19 protein-coding genes are annotated in these 17,867 nt (G+C 64.2%); 15 read left to right on the forward strand and 4 right to left on the reverse strand.

The features are described 5' to 3' along the window. Positions 1–151 precede the first annotated feature (151 nt). Entirely contained in the window at positions 152–442 is a 291-nt protein-coding gene (groES, locus tag HDG33_RS31205) for a co-chaperone GroES (protein WP_008923887.1), read from the forward strand. A 53-nt stretch (positions 443–495) separates the two neighbouring features. After that, positions 496–2,136, forward strand: a complete 1,641-nt coding sequence (groL, locus tag HDG33_RS31210) for a chaperonin GroEL (protein WP_018419577.1) — start codon at positions 496–498, stop codon at positions 2,134–2,136. Between the two features lie 205 nt (positions 2,137–2,341). Here the strand turns inward: groL and cysC are convergent, their stop codons facing one another. Both cysC and HDG33_RS31220 read right to left on the reverse strand, forming a co-directional pair. Further along, positions 2,342–2,980, reverse strand: a complete 639-nt coding sequence (gene cysC / locus HDG33_RS31215) for an adenylyl-sulfate kinase (protein ID WP_184038457.1) — start codon at positions 2,978–2,980, stop codon at positions 2,342–2,344. Positions 2,981–3,006: 26 nt separating this feature from the next. Then, positions 3,007–4,026 carry a chondroitin 4-O-sulfotransferase gene (locus tag HDG33_RS31220; RefSeq protein ID WP_260330645.1) on the reverse strand — a complete coding sequence of 340 codons (1,020 nt, stop codon included), beginning with the start codon at positions 4,024–4,026 and terminating at the stop codon, positions 3,007–3,009. Between HDG33_RS31220 and HDG33_RS37750 the strand changes: the two genes are divergently transcribed. Beyond that, positions 4,015–4,215: a hypothetical protein gene (locus tag HDG33_RS37750; RefSeq protein WP_260330646.1), complete on the forward strand. Its 201-nt coding sequence runs from the start codon at positions 4,015–4,017 to the stop codon at positions 4,213–4,215. The two genes, HDG33_RS31220 and HDG33_RS37750, sit on opposite strands and share 12 nt — an antisense overlap. Positions 4,216–4,517: 302 nt before the next feature. On the opposite strand, the gene HDG33_RS31225 is transcribed toward HDG33_RS37750, so the two are convergent. Beyond that, positions 4,518–5,381, reverse strand: a complete 864-nt coding sequence (locus HDG33_RS31225) for a hydroxymethylpyrimidine/phosphomethylpyrimidine kinase (protein WP_090803266.1) — start codon at positions 5,379–5,381, stop codon at positions 4,518–4,520. Between the two features lie 383 nt (positions 5,382–5,764). Here HDG33_RS31225 and HDG33_RS31230 point away from each other — a divergent pair, with 383 nt between their 5' ends. The 8 genes from HDG33_RS31230 to HDG33_RS31265 all read left to right on the forward strand — a co-directional run bounded on the left by HDG33_RS31230 (position 5,765) and on the right by HDG33_RS31265 (position 12,909). Further along, positions 5,765–5,935 (forward strand): rubredoxin, encoded by a 171-nt coding sequence (locus HDG33_RS31230; protein ID WP_006047743.1) that lies wholly within the window; start codon positions 5,765–5,767, stop codon positions 5,933–5,935. A 374-nt stretch (positions 5,936–6,309) separates the two neighbouring features. Continuing rightward, positions 6,310–7,716 carry a hypothetical protein gene (locus tag HDG33_RS31235; protein ID WP_184038464.1) on the forward strand — a complete coding sequence of 469 codons (1,407 nt, stop codon included), beginning with the start codon at positions 6,310–6,312 and terminating at the stop codon, positions 7,714–7,716. Positions 7,717–8,022: 306 nt separating this feature from the next. After that, the gene (locus tag HDG33_RS31240; RefSeq protein ID WP_090803272.1) at positions 8,023–8,601 is read left to right on the forward strand and encodes a YqgE/AlgH family protein; all 579 of its coding nucleotides are present in this window, start codon (positions 8,023–8,025) and stop codon (positions 8,599–8,601) included. Between the two features lie 10 nt (positions 8,602–8,611). Beyond that, a complete protein-coding gene (gene ruvX / locus HDG33_RS31245; RefSeq protein ID WP_184038467.1) occupies positions 8,612–9,052 on the forward strand; it encodes a Holliday junction resolvase RuvX in 441 nt (146 codons plus the stop codon). Further along, a complete protein-coding gene (gene pyrR / locus HDG33_RS31250) occupies positions 9,039–9,578 on the forward strand; it encodes a bifunctional pyr operon transcriptional regulator/uracil phosphoribosyltransferase PyrR (protein WP_184038469.1) in 540 nt (179 codons plus the stop codon). The genes ruvX and pyrR overlap by 14 nt, the downstream gene beginning before the upstream one ends. Positions 9,579–9,646: 68 nt before the next feature. Then, positions 9,647–10,672: an aspartate carbamoyltransferase catalytic subunit gene (locus HDG33_RS31255; protein WP_090803276.1), complete on the forward strand. Its 1,026-nt coding sequence runs from the start codon at positions 9,647–9,649 to the stop codon at positions 10,670–10,672. 60 nt (positions 10,673–10,732) lie between these two features. Continuing rightward, positions 10,733–12,013, forward strand: a complete 1,281-nt coding sequence (locus HDG33_RS31260; RefSeq protein WP_184038472.1) for a dihydroorotase — start codon at positions 10,733–10,735, stop codon at positions 12,011–12,013. Between the two features lie 38 nt (positions 12,014–12,051). Then, the gene (locus HDG33_RS31265) at positions 12,052–12,909 is read left to right on the forward strand and encodes a 1-acyl-sn-glycerol-3-phosphate acyltransferase (protein ID WP_184038475.1); all 858 of its coding nucleotides are present in this window, start codon (positions 12,052–12,054) and stop codon (positions 12,907–12,909) included. 36 nt (positions 12,910–12,945) lie between these two features. On the opposite strand, the gene HDG33_RS31270 is transcribed toward HDG33_RS31265, so the two are convergent. Continuing rightward, positions 12,946–13,818 carry a symmetrical bis(5'-nucleosyl)-tetraphosphatase gene (locus HDG33_RS31270; RefSeq protein WP_184038478.1) on the reverse strand — a complete coding sequence of 291 codons (873 nt, stop codon included), beginning with the start codon at positions 13,816–13,818 and terminating at the stop codon, positions 12,946–12,948. A gap of 229 nt (positions 13,819–14,047) precedes the next feature. Between HDG33_RS31270 and HDG33_RS31275 the strand changes: the two genes are divergently transcribed. The 4 genes from HDG33_RS31275 (at position 14,048) to rfbC (ending at position 17,858) form a co-directional block, all read left to right on the forward strand. Next, on the forward strand, positions 14,048–14,959 hold the full coding sequence (locus HDG33_RS31275) for a GDP-mannose 4,6-dehydratase (RefSeq protein WP_184038581.1): 912 nt from the start codon (positions 14,048–14,050) through the stop codon (positions 14,957–14,959). A 397-nt stretch (positions 14,960–15,356) separates the two neighbouring features. Further along, a complete protein-coding gene (gene rfbB / locus HDG33_RS31280) occupies positions 15,357–16,418 on the forward strand; it encodes a dTDP-glucose 4,6-dehydratase (RefSeq protein ID WP_184038481.1) in 1,062 nt (353 codons plus the stop codon). Positions 16,419–16,428: 10 nt separating this feature from the next. Then, a complete protein-coding gene (gene rfbA / locus HDG33_RS31285) occupies positions 16,429–17,322 on the forward strand; it encodes a glucose-1-phosphate thymidylyltransferase RfbA (RefSeq protein ID WP_090803282.1) in 894 nt (297 codons plus the stop codon). Further along, the gene (gene rfbC / locus HDG33_RS31290) at positions 17,307–17,858 is read left to right on the forward strand and encodes a dTDP-4-dehydrorhamnose 3,5-epimerase (RefSeq protein WP_184038484.1); all 552 of its coding nucleotides are present in this window, start codon (positions 17,307–17,309) and stop codon (positions 17,856–17,858) included. Before rfbA ends, rfbC begins: the two co-directional genes overlap by 16 nt. Positions 17,859–17,867: the final 9 nt, after the last annotated feature.

A 17,867-nucleotide genomic window follows, 5' to 3' on the forward strand; every position in this document is an offset into this window, starting at 1 on the left:
GACCTTCGACCGCGTTCCCCCTTCTTGAATTTGTCACTGCCCGTCCATATAATTAGCACTCGCTGCACGAGAGTGCTAACAACATCTCCGGTTGGCTCGGCCAGCCGGGTTTTTCTCAGCGTTCTTCAGTCTCAATCAGAGAGGAGTATGTATGAACCTTCGTCCTTTGCATGATCGCGTGATCGTCAAACGTCTGGATCAGGAAACCAAGACCGCGTCGGGCATCGTGATCCCCGAAGCCGCAGCGGAAAAGCCGGATCAAGGTGAAATCCTCGCAGTCGGCCCGGGCAAGCGCGACGACAAGGGCGCAGCCATTGCGCTCGACGTGAAGGTCGGCGACCGCGTCCTGTTCGGCAAGTACGCAGGCCAGACCGTCAAGGTCGACGGCAACGAACTGCTCGTGATGCGCGAAGAAGACATCATGGCCGTGGTGCAGAAGTAAGCGCAAGGTCGCTACTTCACCGGTTATATCCAAAGTATTCAAGGAGTTAGAAGATGGCAGCTAAAGACGTCGTATTCGGTGATTCCGCCCGTGCCAAGATGGTCGAAGGCGTGAATATTCTCGCCAACGCCGTGAAGGTCACGCTGGGTCCGAAGGGCCGCAACGTGGTTCTCGAGCGCAGCTTCGGCGGCCCGACGGTCACCAAGGACGGTGTGTCGGTCGCGAAAGAGATCGAACTGAAGGACAAGCTCCAGAACATGGGCGCGCAAATGGTCAAGGAAGTCGCTTCCAAGACCAGCGACAACGCAGGCGACGGCACGACGACCGCTACGGTTCTCGCGCAATCGATCGTCCGCGAAGGCATGAAGTACGTCGCATCGGGCATGAACCCGATGGACCTGAAACGCGGTATCGACAAGGCTGTTGCAGCCGCAATCGAAGAACTGCGCAAGATCAGCAAGCCGTGCACGACCAACAAGGAAATCGCCCAGGTTGGCGCGATCTCGGCGAACAGCGATTCGTCGATCGGCGAGCGCATCGCTGAAGCAATGGACAAGGTCGGCAAGGAAGGCGTGATCACCGTCGAAGACGGCAAGTCGCTGCAAGACGAGCTGGACGTCGTCGAAGGTATGCAATTCGACCGCGGCTACCTGTCGCCGTATTTCATCAACAACCCGGACAAGCAAGTCGCCGTGCTCGAGAACCCGTTCGTGCTGCTGCACGACAAGAAGGTGTCGAACATCCGTGACCTGCTGCCGGTGCTCGAGCAAGTCGCGAAGGCTGGCCGTCCGCTGCTGATCATCGCTGAAGACGTCGAAGGCGAAGCGCTCGCAACGCTGGTCGTCAACAACATCCGCGGCATCCTGAAGACCGTTGCCGTCAAGGCTCCGGGCTTCGGCGATCGTCGTAAGGCGATGCTGGAAGACATCGCGATCCTGACCGGCGGTCAGGTCATCGCTGAAGAAACCGGCCTCACGCTCGAGAAGGCAACGCTGGCTGAACTGGGCCAGGCGAAGCGCATCGAAGTGGGCAAGGAAAACACCACGATCATCGACGGCGCTGGCGAAGCAGCGAACATCGAAGCTCGCGTCAAGCAAGTGCGCACGCAGATCGAAGAAGCGACCTCGGACTACGACCGTGAAAAGCTGCAAGAGCGCGTCGCCAAGCTGGCAGGCGGTGTTGCGGTGATCAAGGTCGGTGCTGCGACCGAAGTCGAAATGAAGGAAAAGAAGGCACGTGTCGAAGACGCACTGCACGCAACGCGCGCGGCTGTGGAAGAAGGCATCGTGGCGGGTGGCGGCGTCGCGCTGATCCGTGCACGTACGGCAATCGCTGGCCTGAAGGGCGCTAACGCCGATCAGGACGCAGGTATCAAGATCGTTCTGCGCGCCATGGAAGAGCCGCTGCGCCAGATCGTCGCCAACGGTGGCGAAGAAGCGAGTGTCGTCGTGGCAGCGGTTGCTGCTGGCAAGGGCAACTACGGCTACAACGCAGCGACCGGCGAGTACGTCGACCTGGTCGACGCAGGTGTCGTGGACCCGACGAAGGTGACGCGCACGGCGCTGCAAAACGCAGCTTCGGTTGCTGGCCTGCTGCTGACGACCGACGCAGCTGTCTGCGAACTGCCGAAGGAAGATGCTCCGATGCCTGGCGGCATGCCCGGCGGCATGGGCGGCATGGGCATGGACATGTAATTCCGCTCGGGCCTCGTGGTCCGGCCGCGTGGTTGAACTGCCGCGCGTCTGGATCACGGACGAGGCCCGGCTGGAAAGTCCATGTGGGGAGTGCGCCGCGAGGCGTTTCCCCAAACGAAAAAACCCGCTTATGCGGGTTTTTTTTCGTTTGGGGCCGGCGTTGATGTGCTTGCTGGCGAGCGCTTGCGGACGCCCTTTTGCCGGATCAGGCGCCCGCGGCGTGAGCCGAGCGATGAGAGGACCTTCCGAGGCACTTTTCGCGCAGGTAGTGGAAGATCTGCGCGACGCTTTGCGCGGGGCTCAGCGTTCCCGTGTCGACGTGCAGGTCGGGATCGATCGGCGCTTCATAGGGCGCTGATACGCCGGTGAACGAGCTGATCTCGCCAGACCTCGCTTTCGCGTAAAGACCTTTGGGATCGCGGCTCGCGCAGGTGGCGAGCGAGGCGGACACATAGGTTTCGACGAACTTGTCGGCACCGATGATCGCGCGCGCCATCGCCCGATCTTCGCGTAGCGGCGAAATCAGCGCGGAAATCACGATCAGACCCGCGTCGTTCATCAATTGGGCGACGTGCGCGACCCGGCGGATGTTTTCGCGCCGGTCGTTGGGCTCGAATCCAAGGTCGCTCGCCAGACCGTGGCGGATGTTGTCGCCGTCGAGCACATAGCAGGCGTGACCGAGCGCGATCAGCTGCTCCTCGAGCGCGAACGCGAGCGTCGATTTGCCGGCGCCGGACAGGCCGGTCAGCCAGATCGTGGCGGGCATCTGATCGAACATGCGTATGCGGTCCTGCACCGCGATCTTGCCGTGGAAGCGTTGCACGAACTGGGGCGGCTCTTTCATGGATAGGTTCTCTTGGCTCTTCTGGCTCATTCGCAGTGCCAGCCTTGCCGCCACGTGCCGGCGTTGTGCAGGCTTTCGGTGGAATTGGCAATGGTAACGCGAAAGCCTTCCAAAATATCGTTCGGCAGTGGAATCGAAAATCCGCTGTTTGCGCTCGGATAGCCGGCGCTCGCCACATCGGGCCGCGGCTCGCCGCTGCAGCCGGTCGCGATGATCTGCGTGCCGACCCGCACCTCGAGCGGTACCTGCCGCTGCGGCTCGCTCAGGTTGACGGCCCAGCCGCACACTACGCCGTCGCGCACCGTGTCGACAAAACCGTCGAACAGGTCGACCGGCGGACGCTGCCGGCTTCGCGCGAACTCCAGATAGGTATCGATCGGCGCGAGATCGAAGCGGCGGATCACCTCATGCACGCGCGACAGGAATGAGCCGTCGAAGCCGAAAACGGTCGAACTATAGACGTGCGGATTGTCGAGCTGATCGATTTCGGACTGAATCACGCGGACCAATTCGAGCGCATTCGAAAAGACGCTGCCCGTTTCTTTCGCGTAAGCTTCCACGATCTGACTCGCGTCGCGGAACAGTTCGTAATCGAGGCTATTGTCCTCGATAAATTTTTGTCTTGTTGCGTCGCTTAAGTGAGCCTTGCCCTTCGCCGTGCCATTGGTGCGATTCGCTTCGAAATAGAACGGCAATTTTATCCCAGTCGAACCGCAAAGCCGCAGTAAGAATTCGCTCATGTCCTCGCAGACGCCGACGGTGCCGATCTGTTCGCGCAAATGGATTTGCGCAACGGCGAGGCTCGTTTGGTTAGCCACTGGCTCGCCGCTCAACATGTGCACGAACAGGTTCTTGCCGCCGAGCGATTCGCTGACCCACTCGTCGAGCGACAGCACACCTTGCTGCGCCAGAGCTTCCGGCGTGGACACGCTGACGCCGCGTGTGACCTCGCCGTTCTTGCCGTTCGCCGCATACCAGTAGTGCGAGATCTGGCGCGCGAGCGGCTCGCGCAGGATCGTGCAGTAGTTGACCGGATGTTTGATCATCCGATGAATGCCATACGGGAGATGACCGCCGCCTACCTGCGTCTCGAGCAGTTTTGCGCGACAGTTTCCCCATCCATCCTGATCCCAGACAAAGCTAATGAATTGGTCATTACCTTTATTCAAATCAAAAAACGAAATAACGGTCGAACCGCCGCATTTCGGTGGATGGATGAAAAAGGTGGGAAATGACATGTGGGGACATATGACTGATCGTGATGCGTAAAGTCTAGACAAAAGATGTCATCGGCGTTGTAACGTTTGATTACGCGGTAAAACGTCTGGTTGCATCGCCGACAGCAAGATTCATGCGGCTATGCAAAATAATTGACTGGATGCCCGCGAGACGAATTGGGCGCGGCAGTATCGATAGCTACGCGCTAATTACATTGTTCAATTTGGATAAATCGAATGGAAAGTCGCACCAATCGCGAAAGTCACATTAATGAAAAACCGGCTGACAGGGGTTTTTAAGATGCCGACGAATGGCGAGGTCAGTGCCGCGCTTCCCCCGGCGCCGCGCCCTTGCCTTGCGCGGGCGGCGTTTCGTCTTCATCGCTGCTTCGCGCCCAGAAGAAGCGATCGGGCATGTACGCCCCCATGCCGGGCCGGAACGCATTGCGCACTGCCTGATACAGATACTCCTGGCTTTCGCGCACCGCTTCCGCGGGCTCCTGGCCGTTGGCGAGAAGCGCGGCGATCGCCGCGCCGAGCGTATCGGTCAGGCCCGTCAACCGATGCGGCGCGCGGTCCCACATGTCCTGACGCAACTGGCCGTCCTCGCTGAAGAGTGTATTGACGAGCCGATGCGTGCCGGTTTCGGTCGACAGAATGTACTCGCAGCCCTGCGACAGCAGATGCGAGATCGCCGCGTCGAGGCTCGGCGCCTCCGCGTCGCCGTCGGGCTGCGCGAGCGCGAGCAGCGTCGCCGAGTCGGCGACCAGCAGCGTGGTTTGCGGCGCGAGCAGATCGGCGATCGCTTCGCGCAGTTCGTCGGCGGCGAGCACGTGCTCGTCGTCGAGCGTGAAGTCCGGGGCGAGGATCAGCGGGATGTCGTCGTAGTCGGCGACAACTTCCGCGATCGCGCTGACCACTTCGGCGCGCGTGCACGCGCCGACCTTGAATGCGGCGATCGGCATGTCCTCGAGCAGCATGCGCGCCTGCGTCGCGACGATGTCCGGGTCGAGCCCGGTGACTTCGTCGCAGTTCGCCGAGTCGCGCACGGTATAGCCCGTGAGCACGGAAACGCCGTGGCAGCCCATGCTGGCAAGTGTCAACAGGTCCGCCTGCAGGCCGGAGCCGCCGGTGGGGTCGGAGAGACCGAAGGTGAGGACGATCGGAGGCGTGTCGCTGGGCATGAAAATGGATAAGGAAAGCAGGATTTCGGCGCGCAATGCGCAATTGGCTCAATTATGCGGCCTAAACCGTGGAGAGGGCGTTTTTTCGCGCGGCGGGGATCGCCAGAGGCTGGCTCGCGGCCCGCTGACGCGCGGCCGGCGGGGATCGCGTTGAGGTTGCCACGCTAGCGCCGCGAGCTTGCCGAGGGCGCCCTCTATCGCGCTGCCGGGTGTCCCCACCGCCATGCGGCATGACGCCGCGAGCATCGTGCGCACGGCGCGCGGGCGCACCGCCGAAGCCCGGTCCACGCTACGATTGCGAGTTTTCGATTGCTAGGCATGGGGGCGGCAACACGGTACCATCATGGCTCCCGCTTCCACGGACTCAACGACGCGACAAAAGAATGGAATATCAAAGCTGGATGTGCCTGATTTGCGGCTGGATTTACGACGAAGAGGCCGGCTTGCCCGACGAAGGCATTGCGCCGGGCACGCGCTGGGAAGACGTGCCCATCAACTGGACGTGTCCTGAGTGCGGAGCGCGCAAGGAAGACTTCGAAATGGTCCAGATCTGAAGTTCGGCAAGCCGCCGGCGTCAGCCGGCCGGTCGTTCGCGTCGCTTGATCATTGTTCCGGCGTCGCGGTTTGATGGGCTCGTGCGACACGCCGGAAGCTTCGGCCCCCAAACCGGGTCCCGAGATTCGGTCCAAACCTGAACCCTGAGCTTCGATCCCGAAAAGTCAGCGGCGTCATCCGCCGCGCAATTGCTGCAATCGCTTGATGCGTCCGGCACGCCCGGCGCCTGTCTGAGCGCGCCGGCGCGGAACATCGCCGGTCGCGTCGTGTCGCAACGGTAGTCTGTCATTGTCCTGTCGCCGGTTCGCGCGGTGGCCGCTCACTCAGTATGCGGCGCGAAGCGACGGCCCCGTCAGCTTCGTGTCGCCTGCCCATGACTCTTCGATCCGCAGCACCCGTTTCCATCGATGCACTGCCGAACCCGCGCGGCGGCGCGGTCCGCCCTGCGGAACTCGCGCTCGCCGAGGCGTCGCTCGCGTTCGAGCAGCGCGACGAGAGCGGTGCCGCGCTGCTGCGCGCGTCGCATGCATTGCGCACGGCGGGCTGGCTCAGCGCGCAGCGTTTCACCGACGCCCTCGTGCGGCTCTCGCCGCTCGCGAGCGGCGAGCCAGCCGAAGCGGAAAGCGCGCGGCCAGTGTTCGGCGCGGCGCTGCGCGACTTCCGCGCGGCGCTCGAGCGTCACAATCTGCGCGAGCTCAGTTGCTCGCCGACCCTGTTCAACCACTACCGCGAGCTGTGTGCGCAACTCATCGAACCCACGCCGGGCTCCGCCGTCGCGTTCGAAGACCTCGCGCTGTGCGCGCGGCCAGTGCCGCCGGCTTCGCTGCACGCGCAATCGGCCGATCAGCTTGCCCATCTGCGGGCGCGCTACGAGCGCGCGTTGCTGCCGGTGCTGCGCTCGCAGGCCGACACAGGCAGCGCGGTGGCGCTTGCGGTCACGAACGCCGCGCTCGACGAGCTCGACGCCGTGTTCACCGAACTCGCGGGCCCAGATCCGTATGACTTCTGGCGGCTCGCGCGCGCCTGCGCGAAGGCGCTGCGCGCGCGCGGGCACGCAATCCGCGATATCGAGGCGCGGCGCTTCTACGCGCGCTGCAACCTGGCGCTCGCCGATCACGCGCGCGGCATCGAGCGCGCGCCGCGTTCGCTGGTGCGCGCGACGCTCGCGCTGCTGTGGCGCGACTACGCGCTGTTCGGCGCGGCCGCGCAAGACGCCGACCAGGTCGAGGTGCTGCACGATTATGGCTTGACCGTCGACTGGCACGTCGCCGGCACGCAGTCGTCGGAAGCGCTGTGGGAGGCGGGCGCGCTCGAGGCGCAGTCGCTGCCGCACACGCGCGATCTCGGCGTGCTGAGCGTCAACGCGAACGCGTACGAAGACTTCCTGCAGACCGCCGACGCGTCCATCGAGGCGCTCGCCGCCCATGCGCGCGCGGCCGATCAGCCGGAAAAAGCCGACCCGAGCGAAGCGCTGCAGGCGGGCGACGCCGCCTACCGGCTTGGCTCGGCCGCCTGCGCGCTTGGTCTCGGTCACGTGGCGCTGCTCGCCGACGCGCTCGGTCTCGCATGGCGGCGTCGTGCGCATGCGAGCGTCGCGACGCCGGCGGTGCGCGCGCACGTGATCGTCGGCGCGCCGCCGGCCGACACGCTCGAGCAGGCCGCCGAGGCCTTGCGTGCGTCGCTGCACAAGGTCGCCGCGGGCGTTGGGCCGGCGGGCGGCAGCTTCACGCAGGCGGCGCTCGCCGCGCTCACGCGTGCGATCGAGCAGGGCGGCGCGTGAAGCGCAAGCCGGGTCGAACCAAACGCGCGACGTGGCGCGCGAATTGCGTCCGCAACGCTTCGACCGACGCGCGCCGAACCCGCTGAAACCCATTGTGACAAGTCACAATCCCGCTACTTCGCGACGCGCGCCGAACGTGCCGTTCTACGCGGTGTTTCGGCGCCTGATCGCGGCATGGCGCAAGTCGCGCGCGTGATAGAGTGCAACTTGATCCGGCGTCGATGGCGCGTCGCGTAGCGTGCAACCCAACGGGTTGCAATGCTAAGCAGCCCGCCATCGCGCATCGTCTTTGCTAAAATCCGAACTATGTCCAAGAGTACCGATCGCATCAATCTGACCAACCAGTTCCTGATCGCCATGCCGAACATGGCCGATCCGACGTTTTCAGGAACGGTGGTCTACCTTTGCGATCACAGTGAGCGCGGCGCGCTCGGCCTCGTGATCAACCGGCCGACCGATATCGACCTGCAGGCGCTCTTCAATCGCATCGATCTGAAGCTCGAGATCGAACCGCTTCTCCATGTCCCCGTGTATTTCGGCGGCCCGGTGCAGACCGAGCGCGGCTTCGTGCTGCACGACCCGAAAGGCGGCAGCGCATACACGTCGTCGATGTCGGTGCCGGGCGGGCTCGAAATGACCACGTCGAAAGACGTGCTCGAGGCCGTCGCGAGCGGCAACGGTCCGGAGCGTTTCCTGCTGACGCTCGGCCACGCCGGCTGGGGCGCGGGTCAGCTCGAAGACGAAATCTCCAAGAACGGCTGGCTCACGGTCGAGGCCGATCCGAAGATCGTTTTCGACGTGCCCGCCGAAGATCGTCTCGAAGCGGCGCTCGCGCTGCTCGGCGTGTCGTTGTCGATGCTGTCGGGCGAGGCCGGGCACGCATGAGGGGTCGCGCATGAATCTGCCGGCCGGACGTGAGGCGACGCTGCTTGCGTTCGACTACGGAGAGAAACGCATCGGCGTGGCAGTCGGCAATTCGCTGACGCGCCGCGCGCGGCCGCTCGTCGTCGTGCAGAACCGCAGCAGGGAGTACCGCTTCGAAGCGCTCGGCAAGCTGATCGCCGAATGGAAGCCCGATGCGCTGGTGGTCGGCCTGCCGATGCACCCCGACGGCACACCGCACGAGCGCACGCAACTCGCGAAGCGCTTCGGCAACCAGCTGAACGGCCGCTTCAATCTGCCGGTCACCTGGGTCGACGAGCGCTACTCGTCGGTCGAGGCCGAGGCGGAAATCCGCGCCGGCAATGCCCGCGCCGACATGCTCGACGCCGAAGCCGCGAGCATCATCCTCCAGCAATATCTTGACGGACTTTCCGACGATCATGAGTTTCATTGACGCCGAAGCGCTGTATCGCGCGTTGCTCGACCAGATTCGCGCGGCGTACGGCGACCAGCTCGCCGCCACGCAAGACGGTGCCGACGCGGCGGTACTGGCGGGTATCCATAGCGGCGGCGCGTGGCTCGCCGAGCGGCTCGCGCGTGACCTGAAGCTGGCGAGCTTCGGCGTGGTGAACGTCGCGCTGCATCGCGACGACTACGCGAAGAAAGGGCTGCACGCGCAAGCAAGCCCGACCTCGCTACCGTTCGAGGTCGATGGCCGCCGCATCGTGCTGGTCGACGACGTGCTGTACACCGGCCGCACGATTCGCGCGGCGGTCAACGAGCTGTATGACTATGGCCGGCCGGCATCGGTCGAACTCGCGGTGCTCGCCGATCGGGGCGGACGCGAGTTGCCGGTGGCGGCGCGCTTCGTCGGTGGCGTTGTCGACGTACCCGACGACGCGACGCTCGTGCTGGCCCGTGAAGACGACGGCGCGGGCGGCCAGCGGTTTTCTTTTCACACTGAAGCACGCGTCGATTGAAACGCGCGTGAGCGGCGTGTCGACGCGACCTCGATCACGTTGAAGCCCGTATTTGAAGCAGGTACATCATGAACACCGCCACCCCGGCTCCGCAAGATTCCTCCGCTAGCGCATCCGAGCGCTTCCGCTACGGCTTCCTGAAGGGCAACCCGCAGCTCACGAAGAGCGGCGAGCTCAAACATCTGCTGTCGATCGAGGGGTTGCCGAAGGCCATCGTCAATCACATTCTCGAGACCGCCGACCAGTTCGTCAGCGTGACCGATCGCGAAGTGAAGAAGGTGCCGCTGTTGCGCGGCAAGTCGGTGTTCAACCTGTTCTTCGAAAACTCGACGCGCACGCGCACCACGTTCGAGATCGCGGCCACGCGGCTGTCGGCCGACGTGCTGAATCTGAACATCAACGCGTCGTCGACGAGCAAGGGCGAATCGCTGCTCGACACGATCAACAACCTATCGGCGATGCACGCGGATCTGTTCGTCGTGCGTCATGCGTCGAGCGGCGCGCCGTTCCTGATCGCGCAGCACTGCGCGCCGCACGTGCACGTGATCAACGCCGGCGACGGCCGTCACGCGCACCCGACGCAGGGTCTGCTCGACATGTACACGATCCGCCACTACAAGAAGGACTTCACGAAGCTGCGCGTGGCGATCGTCGGCGACATCCTGCATTCGCGCGTCGCGCGCTCGGACATTCATGCGCTGACCACGCTCGGCGTGCCCGAAGTGCGCGCGATCGGTCCGCGCACGCTGCTGCCGGGCGGCCTCGAACAGATGGGCGTGCGCGTGTTCCACAACCTCGACGAAGGTCTCAAGGATGTCGATGTGATCATCATGCTGCGCCTGCAGAACGAACGCATGAGCGGCGCGCTGCTGCCGTCGTCGCAGGAGTACTTCAAGAGCTGGGGGCTCACGCCCGAGCGTCTCGCGCTCGCCGCCCCCGATGCGATCGTGATGCACCCCGGCCCGATGAACCGCGGCGTCGAGATCGACTCGCAGGTCGCGGACGGCCCGCAATCGGTGATCCTGAATCAGGTCACGTTCGGTATCGCGGTGCGCATGGCGGTGATGGGGATCGTCGCGGGCAATAACGACTAAGCAACGACTGATCGGGAAGCCGAACGATAGGCTGAACCACAGGTTTAACAAAGGCAGCGCATGAAGATTCATATTCAAGGCGGCACGCTGATCGATCCGGCAGCGGGCACCGAACAGCAGCAGGACATCTTTATCGAGGCGGGCAAGATCGCTGCCTTGGGCAACGCGCCGGCCGGCTTCCAGGCGGAGCGCACGCTCGACGCGCGCGGTCTGTCGATCGCGCCGGGTCTCGTCGACCTGTGCGCGCGTTTGCGCGAGCCGGGCTACGAGCACAAGGCGACGCTAGGCTCGGAAATGGCCGCGGCGCTCGCGGGCGGCGTGACGAGCCTCGTATGTCCGCCGGACACCGATCCGATGCTCGACGAGCCGGGTCTCGTCGAAATGCTGAAGTTCCGCGCGCGCAATCTGAACAAGGCGCACGTGTATCCGCTCGGCGCGCTGACGGTCGGTCTCAAGGGGCAGGTCATCACCGAGATGGTCCAGCTGACCGAGGCGGGCTGCGTCGGCTTCTCGCAGGCCGACACGCCGATCGTCGATACCCAGGTGCTGATGCGCGCGCTGCAATACGCGAAGACCTATGATTTCACCGTGTGGCTGCGTCCCGTCGATGCGTATCTGGGCAAGGGCGGCGTCGCCGCGAGCGGCGCGCTGGCGTCGCGGCTCGGGCTGTCGGGTGTCCCGGTGGTGGCCGAAACGATCGCGCTGCATACAATCTTTGAACTCGTGCGCGTAACCGGCGCGCGCGTGCATGTGTCGCATGTGTCGTCGGCGGCGGGCGTGGCGCTCGTGCGCGCGGCGAAGGGCGAGGGCCTGCCGGTGTCGTGCGACGTCACCGTGAACCACGTGCATCTGATCGACCTCGACATCGGTTACTTCGACGCGCAGTTCCGGCTCGATCCGCCGCTGCGCCAGCAGCGCGATCGCGAAGCGATCCGCGCGGGCCTCGTCGACGGTACGATCGATGCGATCTGCTCCGCGCACACGCCGGTCGACGACGACGAAAAGCTGCTGCCGTTCGCCGAAGCGACGCCGGGCGCAACCGGCCTCGAATTGTTCCTGTCGCTGACGGTGAAGTGGGCCGACGAAGCGGGCGTGCCGCTCGCGACCGCGCTCAATCGCATCACCGCGGCGCCGGCGCAGGTGCTCGGCCTCGAAGCGGCTGGCCGCATCGCGCTCGGCGCGGTGGCCGACCTCTGCGTGTTCGACCGTCACGCTCACTGGCGCGTCGAGCCGCGTGCGCTGAAGAGCCAGGGGCACAACACGCCGTTCCTCGGCTACGAGCTGCCGGCACAGGTGCGCGCGACCGTCGTGTCCGGTCAGCTCGCCTACGAACAGCGCTGAGCGGTATCGTTTCGGTCCAGTCAAGGAAAGCTCCGGCCATGAAACTCGCGTTACGCAAGGTCCGTCTCATCACGCATCTGCTGCACGGCATGTGGACCGTCGCGACGCGCTTTCCGAACGCGAGCGCCGAGCGGCGTCACGCGCTCAATCGCGCGTGGTCGCTGAAGATGCTGCGGCTGTGCGGCATGCGCCTCGTCGTGCATAACGACGCGGTGCGGCTCGATCGTGGCGTGCTCGTCGTCGCCAATCACATCTCGTGGATCGACATCTACGTCATCAACGCGTGGCGGCCGACGCCGTTCGTCTCGAAGGCGGAGATCCGGCAATGGCCGGTGGTCGGATGGCTCGCACAGCAGCTCGATACGGTGTTCATCCAGCGCGAGAAGCGCAGCGACGCGAAGCGCATCATGCACGAACTCGCCGCACGGCTCGGCGCGGGCGAGCTGATGTGCGTGTTCCCCGAAGGCACGACGTCGAACGGGCTCGAGTTGCTGCCGTTTCACGCGAACATGTTCCAGGCCGCGGTGTCGGCCGGTGTGCCGGTGCAGCCGCTGTGCATCATGTACGAGGACGCGCAGGGCCGGCAGTCGACGGCACCCGCATATATCGACGACGTGTCGTTGTCCGACTCGCTCGACATGCTGTTGCGTGGCGGTCCGCTGACCGCCCACGTATATGTTGGCGCACCGCTCGCGCCGGACGCGGACCGGCGGGTGCTCGCGGCGCAGGCTCAGCAGGTGGTGGCGAACGCGTTGCGGGACATGCAGGCCGGCAACGCAGTGGCGGGGACGGTCGCGCAAGAGGGCGACGTCGTAGATGCTGCGTCGTCGAGCGACGCCGCTGAGACGGCGGAAACGCTGATCGAGCCCGTCGATCAGCCGCGCCGCTCGGTCTAAGCGGCGGCGCTGCCGGGCAGCGTCGCCGTCTTCTGTTTAGTTGCCCCCGCGCGGCACGCCGCGCGAATCGCAATCGACTTGCGTCAACGTCCGCTCAGCCGGGACTTTCGCGAGCCGTACCGCCGACAGCTTCTGCCCCCACACGCAACCCGAGTCGAGGCCGATCAGGTTGTCGCGCAACATCAGGCCGAGCGCGGCCCAATGTCCGAACACGACGGTCACGTCGGCGGTCTTGCGCGACGGCACGTCGAACCACGGCATGCAGCCGCTCGGCGTGGATGCGAGCGTGCCGCTGCTGCTGAAATCCATCACGCCATCGGCGCTGCAAAAGCGCATGCGCGTCAACGCGCTGCACGTGACGCGCAGACGCTCGATACCCTTCAGGCCCGGCTTCCAGCGGTTCGGTTCATTGCCGTACAAGCCGGCCAGCGTCTCTTTCCAGTTCGGCGCACGCAGCGCGCGTTGCAACTCGTCGGCGAGTTCGAGCGTCAGCGTCGCATCCCATTGCGGCAGCACGCCCGCATGCACCATCAGCATGCCGTTGTCGAAATGCGCGAGCGGGCGGTGGCGTATCCACTCGAGCAGATCGGCGGCATCGGGCGCGGCGAGGATCTCTTCGATCGTGTCGCCTTTCTTCGACTTGCGAATCCCCGCCGACACCGACAGCAGATGCAGATCGTGATTGCCGAGCACCGGCACCGCGCGCTCGCCAAACGCGATCACGTCGCGCAAGGTGTCGAGCGAGTCGGGGCCGCGGTTGATCAGATCGCCGGCGAACCACAGCGGTGTGCCGTCCGGCGGCGCGGCTTTGGCCAGCAGTTGCCGAAACGGCGCGCGGCAGCCTTGCAGATCGCCGAAAGCAAGAGGGACGAGGGGAGCGGAGGTACTGGAAGCGTTAAGGGGTGTCATCGAGGAAATCAAGGCGATTCGATACGCGCGGTGCCGCACGACGCGTGCCACGCTGGGCAGAGCAGCAAGATAGCGTGAGATAATAGCCCGTTTGGGGTTCGGGTATCGCGCGATCACGTTGCGGGACGCGGGTGGAAAACCGCCGTAACACGGCACCGCGGCAACCACGCATGGACCGCGCGCGATTCCAATACAACAACAGGATGACTCTCTCGTGAACGAAGCCAGCATGTCGTCTGCCGCGGCGAAGCAATCATTTCGCACGCTCGTCACCGGTGCGAACGGTTTTACCGGCCGCTATCTGGTCGAGAAGCTGACCGGGCGCGGCCATACCGTGATCGAAGCGGTGTCCGGCCGCGACGAGCCCGACACGCCGGCACGCGTCAAACTCGACATCATCTCACCGGAAGACTGCCGACGCGTGCTCGAAACCGTGCGGCCCGATTTCATCGTGCATCTGGCCGCGATCAGCTTCGTGGGGCACAACGATCCGCTCGACTTTTATCGCGTCAACGTGATCGGCACGCAGAACCTGCTCGAAGCCTGTGTCGCGATCGGCCATGTGCCGCGCAAGCTGCTGATCGCAAGCAGCGCGAACGTGTACGGCAACGTCAGCAGCGCCGCGATCGACGAGAGCTTCCCGCTTATGCCGGTCAATCATTACGCGGCCAGCAAAGCGGCCATGGAAGCGCTGGTGCGCACCTGGTTCGACCGCCTGCCGATCCTGATCGTGCGGCCGTTCAACTACACCGGCCGCGGCCAGGCGGTGAACTTCCTCGTGCCGAAGATCGTCAGCCACTTCGCGCGGCGCGCGGCATCGATCGAACTCGGCAATATCGACATCGCGCGCGACTTCTCTGACGTGCGTTATGTGGCGAGCGCGTACGAGGCGTTGCTCGACTCCAATGTCGCCGCCGAAATCGTCAACGTCTGCACCGGCGCGCCGTATTCGTTGCGTGAAATCCTCACGACCGCGAGCGAACTCACCGGTCACGACATCGAAGTCCAGGTCAATCCCGCCTTTGTCCGCCAAACGGACGTCAAGATGCTTGCCGGTTCGCCCGCCAAATTGCACTCGCTGGTGCCGGCGGTCGAGTCGATCCCTTTCATCGATACGCTGCGCTGGATGCTCGCGGCCTGAGCGCGCTCGCGCGAGCAACCGCCTGACGGTCTGCACCGAAGGGCCGCGTTTGCGGCCTTTCGTGACGCTTTCGCCGTTCTTCTTCTTCGTTTCCCACTCTTTCCGCGCCGCGCCGCACAGTATGTGGCGCACATCATTACAGGCGCCAAAATGCGCGTAACCGCACCGAAAAGCCCCTTTTCACAGACCAACGGCAACGAATTCTGTCAAGCTGTTTCAAGTTGTTAGGGTTCTGGTTTTTGCACTGGGCGGCTTTATAATTGGGGATTCATAAAATTGGCGTCTGAGTGTCCACTCTCCGGGGAACGCGACGGACGACCAGAGAAACGGACACCACGCGGGGTGAACAGGTCGCAAGCTCTTCGCCGCCTGTCACTAACATCGACAAGGGAATTACATGATCCTGGTAACGGGCGGTGCCGGCTTTATCGGCGCTAATTTCGTGCTCGACTGGCTGAATGCGTCGGACGATGCGGTGCTCAACGTAGACAAACTGACCTACGCCGGCAACCTGGGCACGCTGAAGTCGCTACAGGGCAATCCCAAACACATTTTCGCGCGCGTCGACATTTGCGATCGCGCCGCGCTCGATACGCTATTGGCCGAGCACAAGCCGCGCGCCGTGCTGCATTTCGCGGCCGAGAGCCATGTGGATCGCTCGATCCACGGTCCGGCCGATTTCGTGCAAACCAACGTCGTCGGCACCTTCACGCTGCTCGAAGCGACGCGCAGCTACTGGAACACGCTGGGCGTTGCGGAGCGCGCCGCGTTTCGCTTCCTGCACGTGTCAACCGACGAAGTGTTCGGCTCGCTGTCGGCAACCGATCCGCAGTTCTCCGAAACTACGGCTTATGCGCCGAATAGCCCCTATTCGGCGACCAAGGCCGGTTCGGATCACCTCGTGCGCGCCTACCACCACACGTACGGCCTGCCGGTGCTGACCACCAACTGCTCGAACAACTACGGCCCGTACCAGTTCCCCGAAAAGCTGATTCCGCTGATGATCGCCAACGCGCTCGGCGGCAAGCCGCTGCCCGTGTATGGCGACGGGCAGAACGTGCGCGACTGGCTGTACGTCGGCGACCACTGCAGCGCGATCCGTGAAGTGCTCGCGCGCGGCACGCCGGGCGAGACGTACAACGTCGGCGGCTGGAACGAGAAGAAGAATCTCGAGGTCGTGCACACGCTGTGCGACCTGCTCGATCAGCAGCGCCCGAAGGCGGCCGGCTCGTATCGCGACCAGATCACCTATGTGAAAGATCGTCCGGGTCACGACCGCCGTTACGCGATCGACGCCCGCAAGCTCGAGCGCGAACTCGGCTGGAAGCCGGCGGAAACGTTCGAGACGGGGCTCGCCAAAACGGTCCAGTGGTATCTCGACAACCAGCAATGGGTCGACGAAGTCGCTTCGGGCGAATACCGGAAGTGGGTCGAGACCAACTACGCGCAGCGCGCGTAAAGGCACGGCAATGGCGCGCAAAGGCATTATTCTCGCGGGCGGCTCGGGCACCCGCCTGTATCCGATCACGCACGTGGTCTCCAAGCAGCTGCTGCCGGTGTACGACAAGCCGATGATCTACTACCCGCTGTCCACGCTGATGGTGGCGGGTATCCGCGACGTGCTGATCATCTCCACGCCGCAGGACACGCCGCGCTTCGAGGCGATGCTCGGTGACGGCAGCCAGTGGGGCATGAACATCCAGTACGCGGTGCAGCCGTCGCCGGATGGACTCGCGCAGGCGTTCATCATCGGCCGCGAGTTCGTGAACAATGATCCGTCGGCGTTGATTCTCGGCGACAACATCTTCTACGGCCACGATCTCGCGAAGCAACTCGAACGCGCCGACGATCAGACCGACGGCGCCACCGTGTTCGCGTATCACGTGCAGGATCCGGAACGCTACGGCGTGGTCGAATTCGACCAGCAGTTCCGCGCGTTGTCGATCGAGGAAAAGCCCGCCAGGCCGCGTTCGAACTACGCGGTCACGGGTCTGTACTTCTACGACAAGCAGGTCTGCGACATCGCCGCGGACATCAAGCCGTCGCCGCGCGGCGAGCTCGAGATCACCGACGTGAACTCGCGCTACCTCGCGAACGCGGCGCTCAACGTCGAGATCATGGGCCGCGGTTATGCGTGGCTCGACACCGGCACGCACGATTCGTTGATCGAAGCCGCGACCTTCATCGCAACGCTGCAAAAGCGCCAGGGTCTGGTGGTCGCGTGTCCGGAAGAGATCGCGTACCGGCGTCAGTGGATCGACGGCGAGCAGTTGCTCGCGCTCGCCAAACCGCTCGCGAAAAATGCCTACGGGCAATACCTGCAAAACATTCTCACGGATCACGTCGCATGGCCATCCAGGTAACCGCAACCGCGCTGCCCGAAGTCAAGATCATTGAGCCGAAGGTGTTCGGCGATGCGCGCGGCTTCTTTTTCGAAAGCTTCAATGCGCTCGAATTCGCCGAGAAGGTCGAGCCGGGCGTCGAGTTCGTGCAGGACAATCATTCGCGTTCGGCGAGAGGCGTGCTGCGCGGTCTGCACTATCAGATCCAGCATGCGCAGGGCAAGCTGGTGCGCGTGGTCGAGGGCGAGGTGTTCGACGTCGCCGTCGACATCCGCAAGAGTTCGCCGAACTTCGGCAAGTGGGTCGGCGTGACGCTGTCGGTCGAGAACCATCGGCAACTATGGGTGCCGCCCGGTTTCGCACACGGCTTCATCGTGCTGTCAGAGTCCGCGCAGTTCCTCTACAAGACCACGGATTATTGGTTCCCCGAGCACGAGCGCAGCATCGTGTGGAACGATCCGGCGATCGGGATCGAATGGCCGGTCGACTTCGAGCCGCTGCTCGCGGCCAAGGATGCGGCGGGCAAGCGTCTCGCCGACGCCGAAGTCTACGCATAAGGGGATCGC

It is taken from the genome of Paraburkholderia sp. Cpub6 (assembly GCF_014201065.1).
GTDB lineage: Bacteria > Pseudomonadota > Gammaproteobacteria > Burkholderiales > Burkholderiaceae > Paraburkholderia > Paraburkholderia tuberum.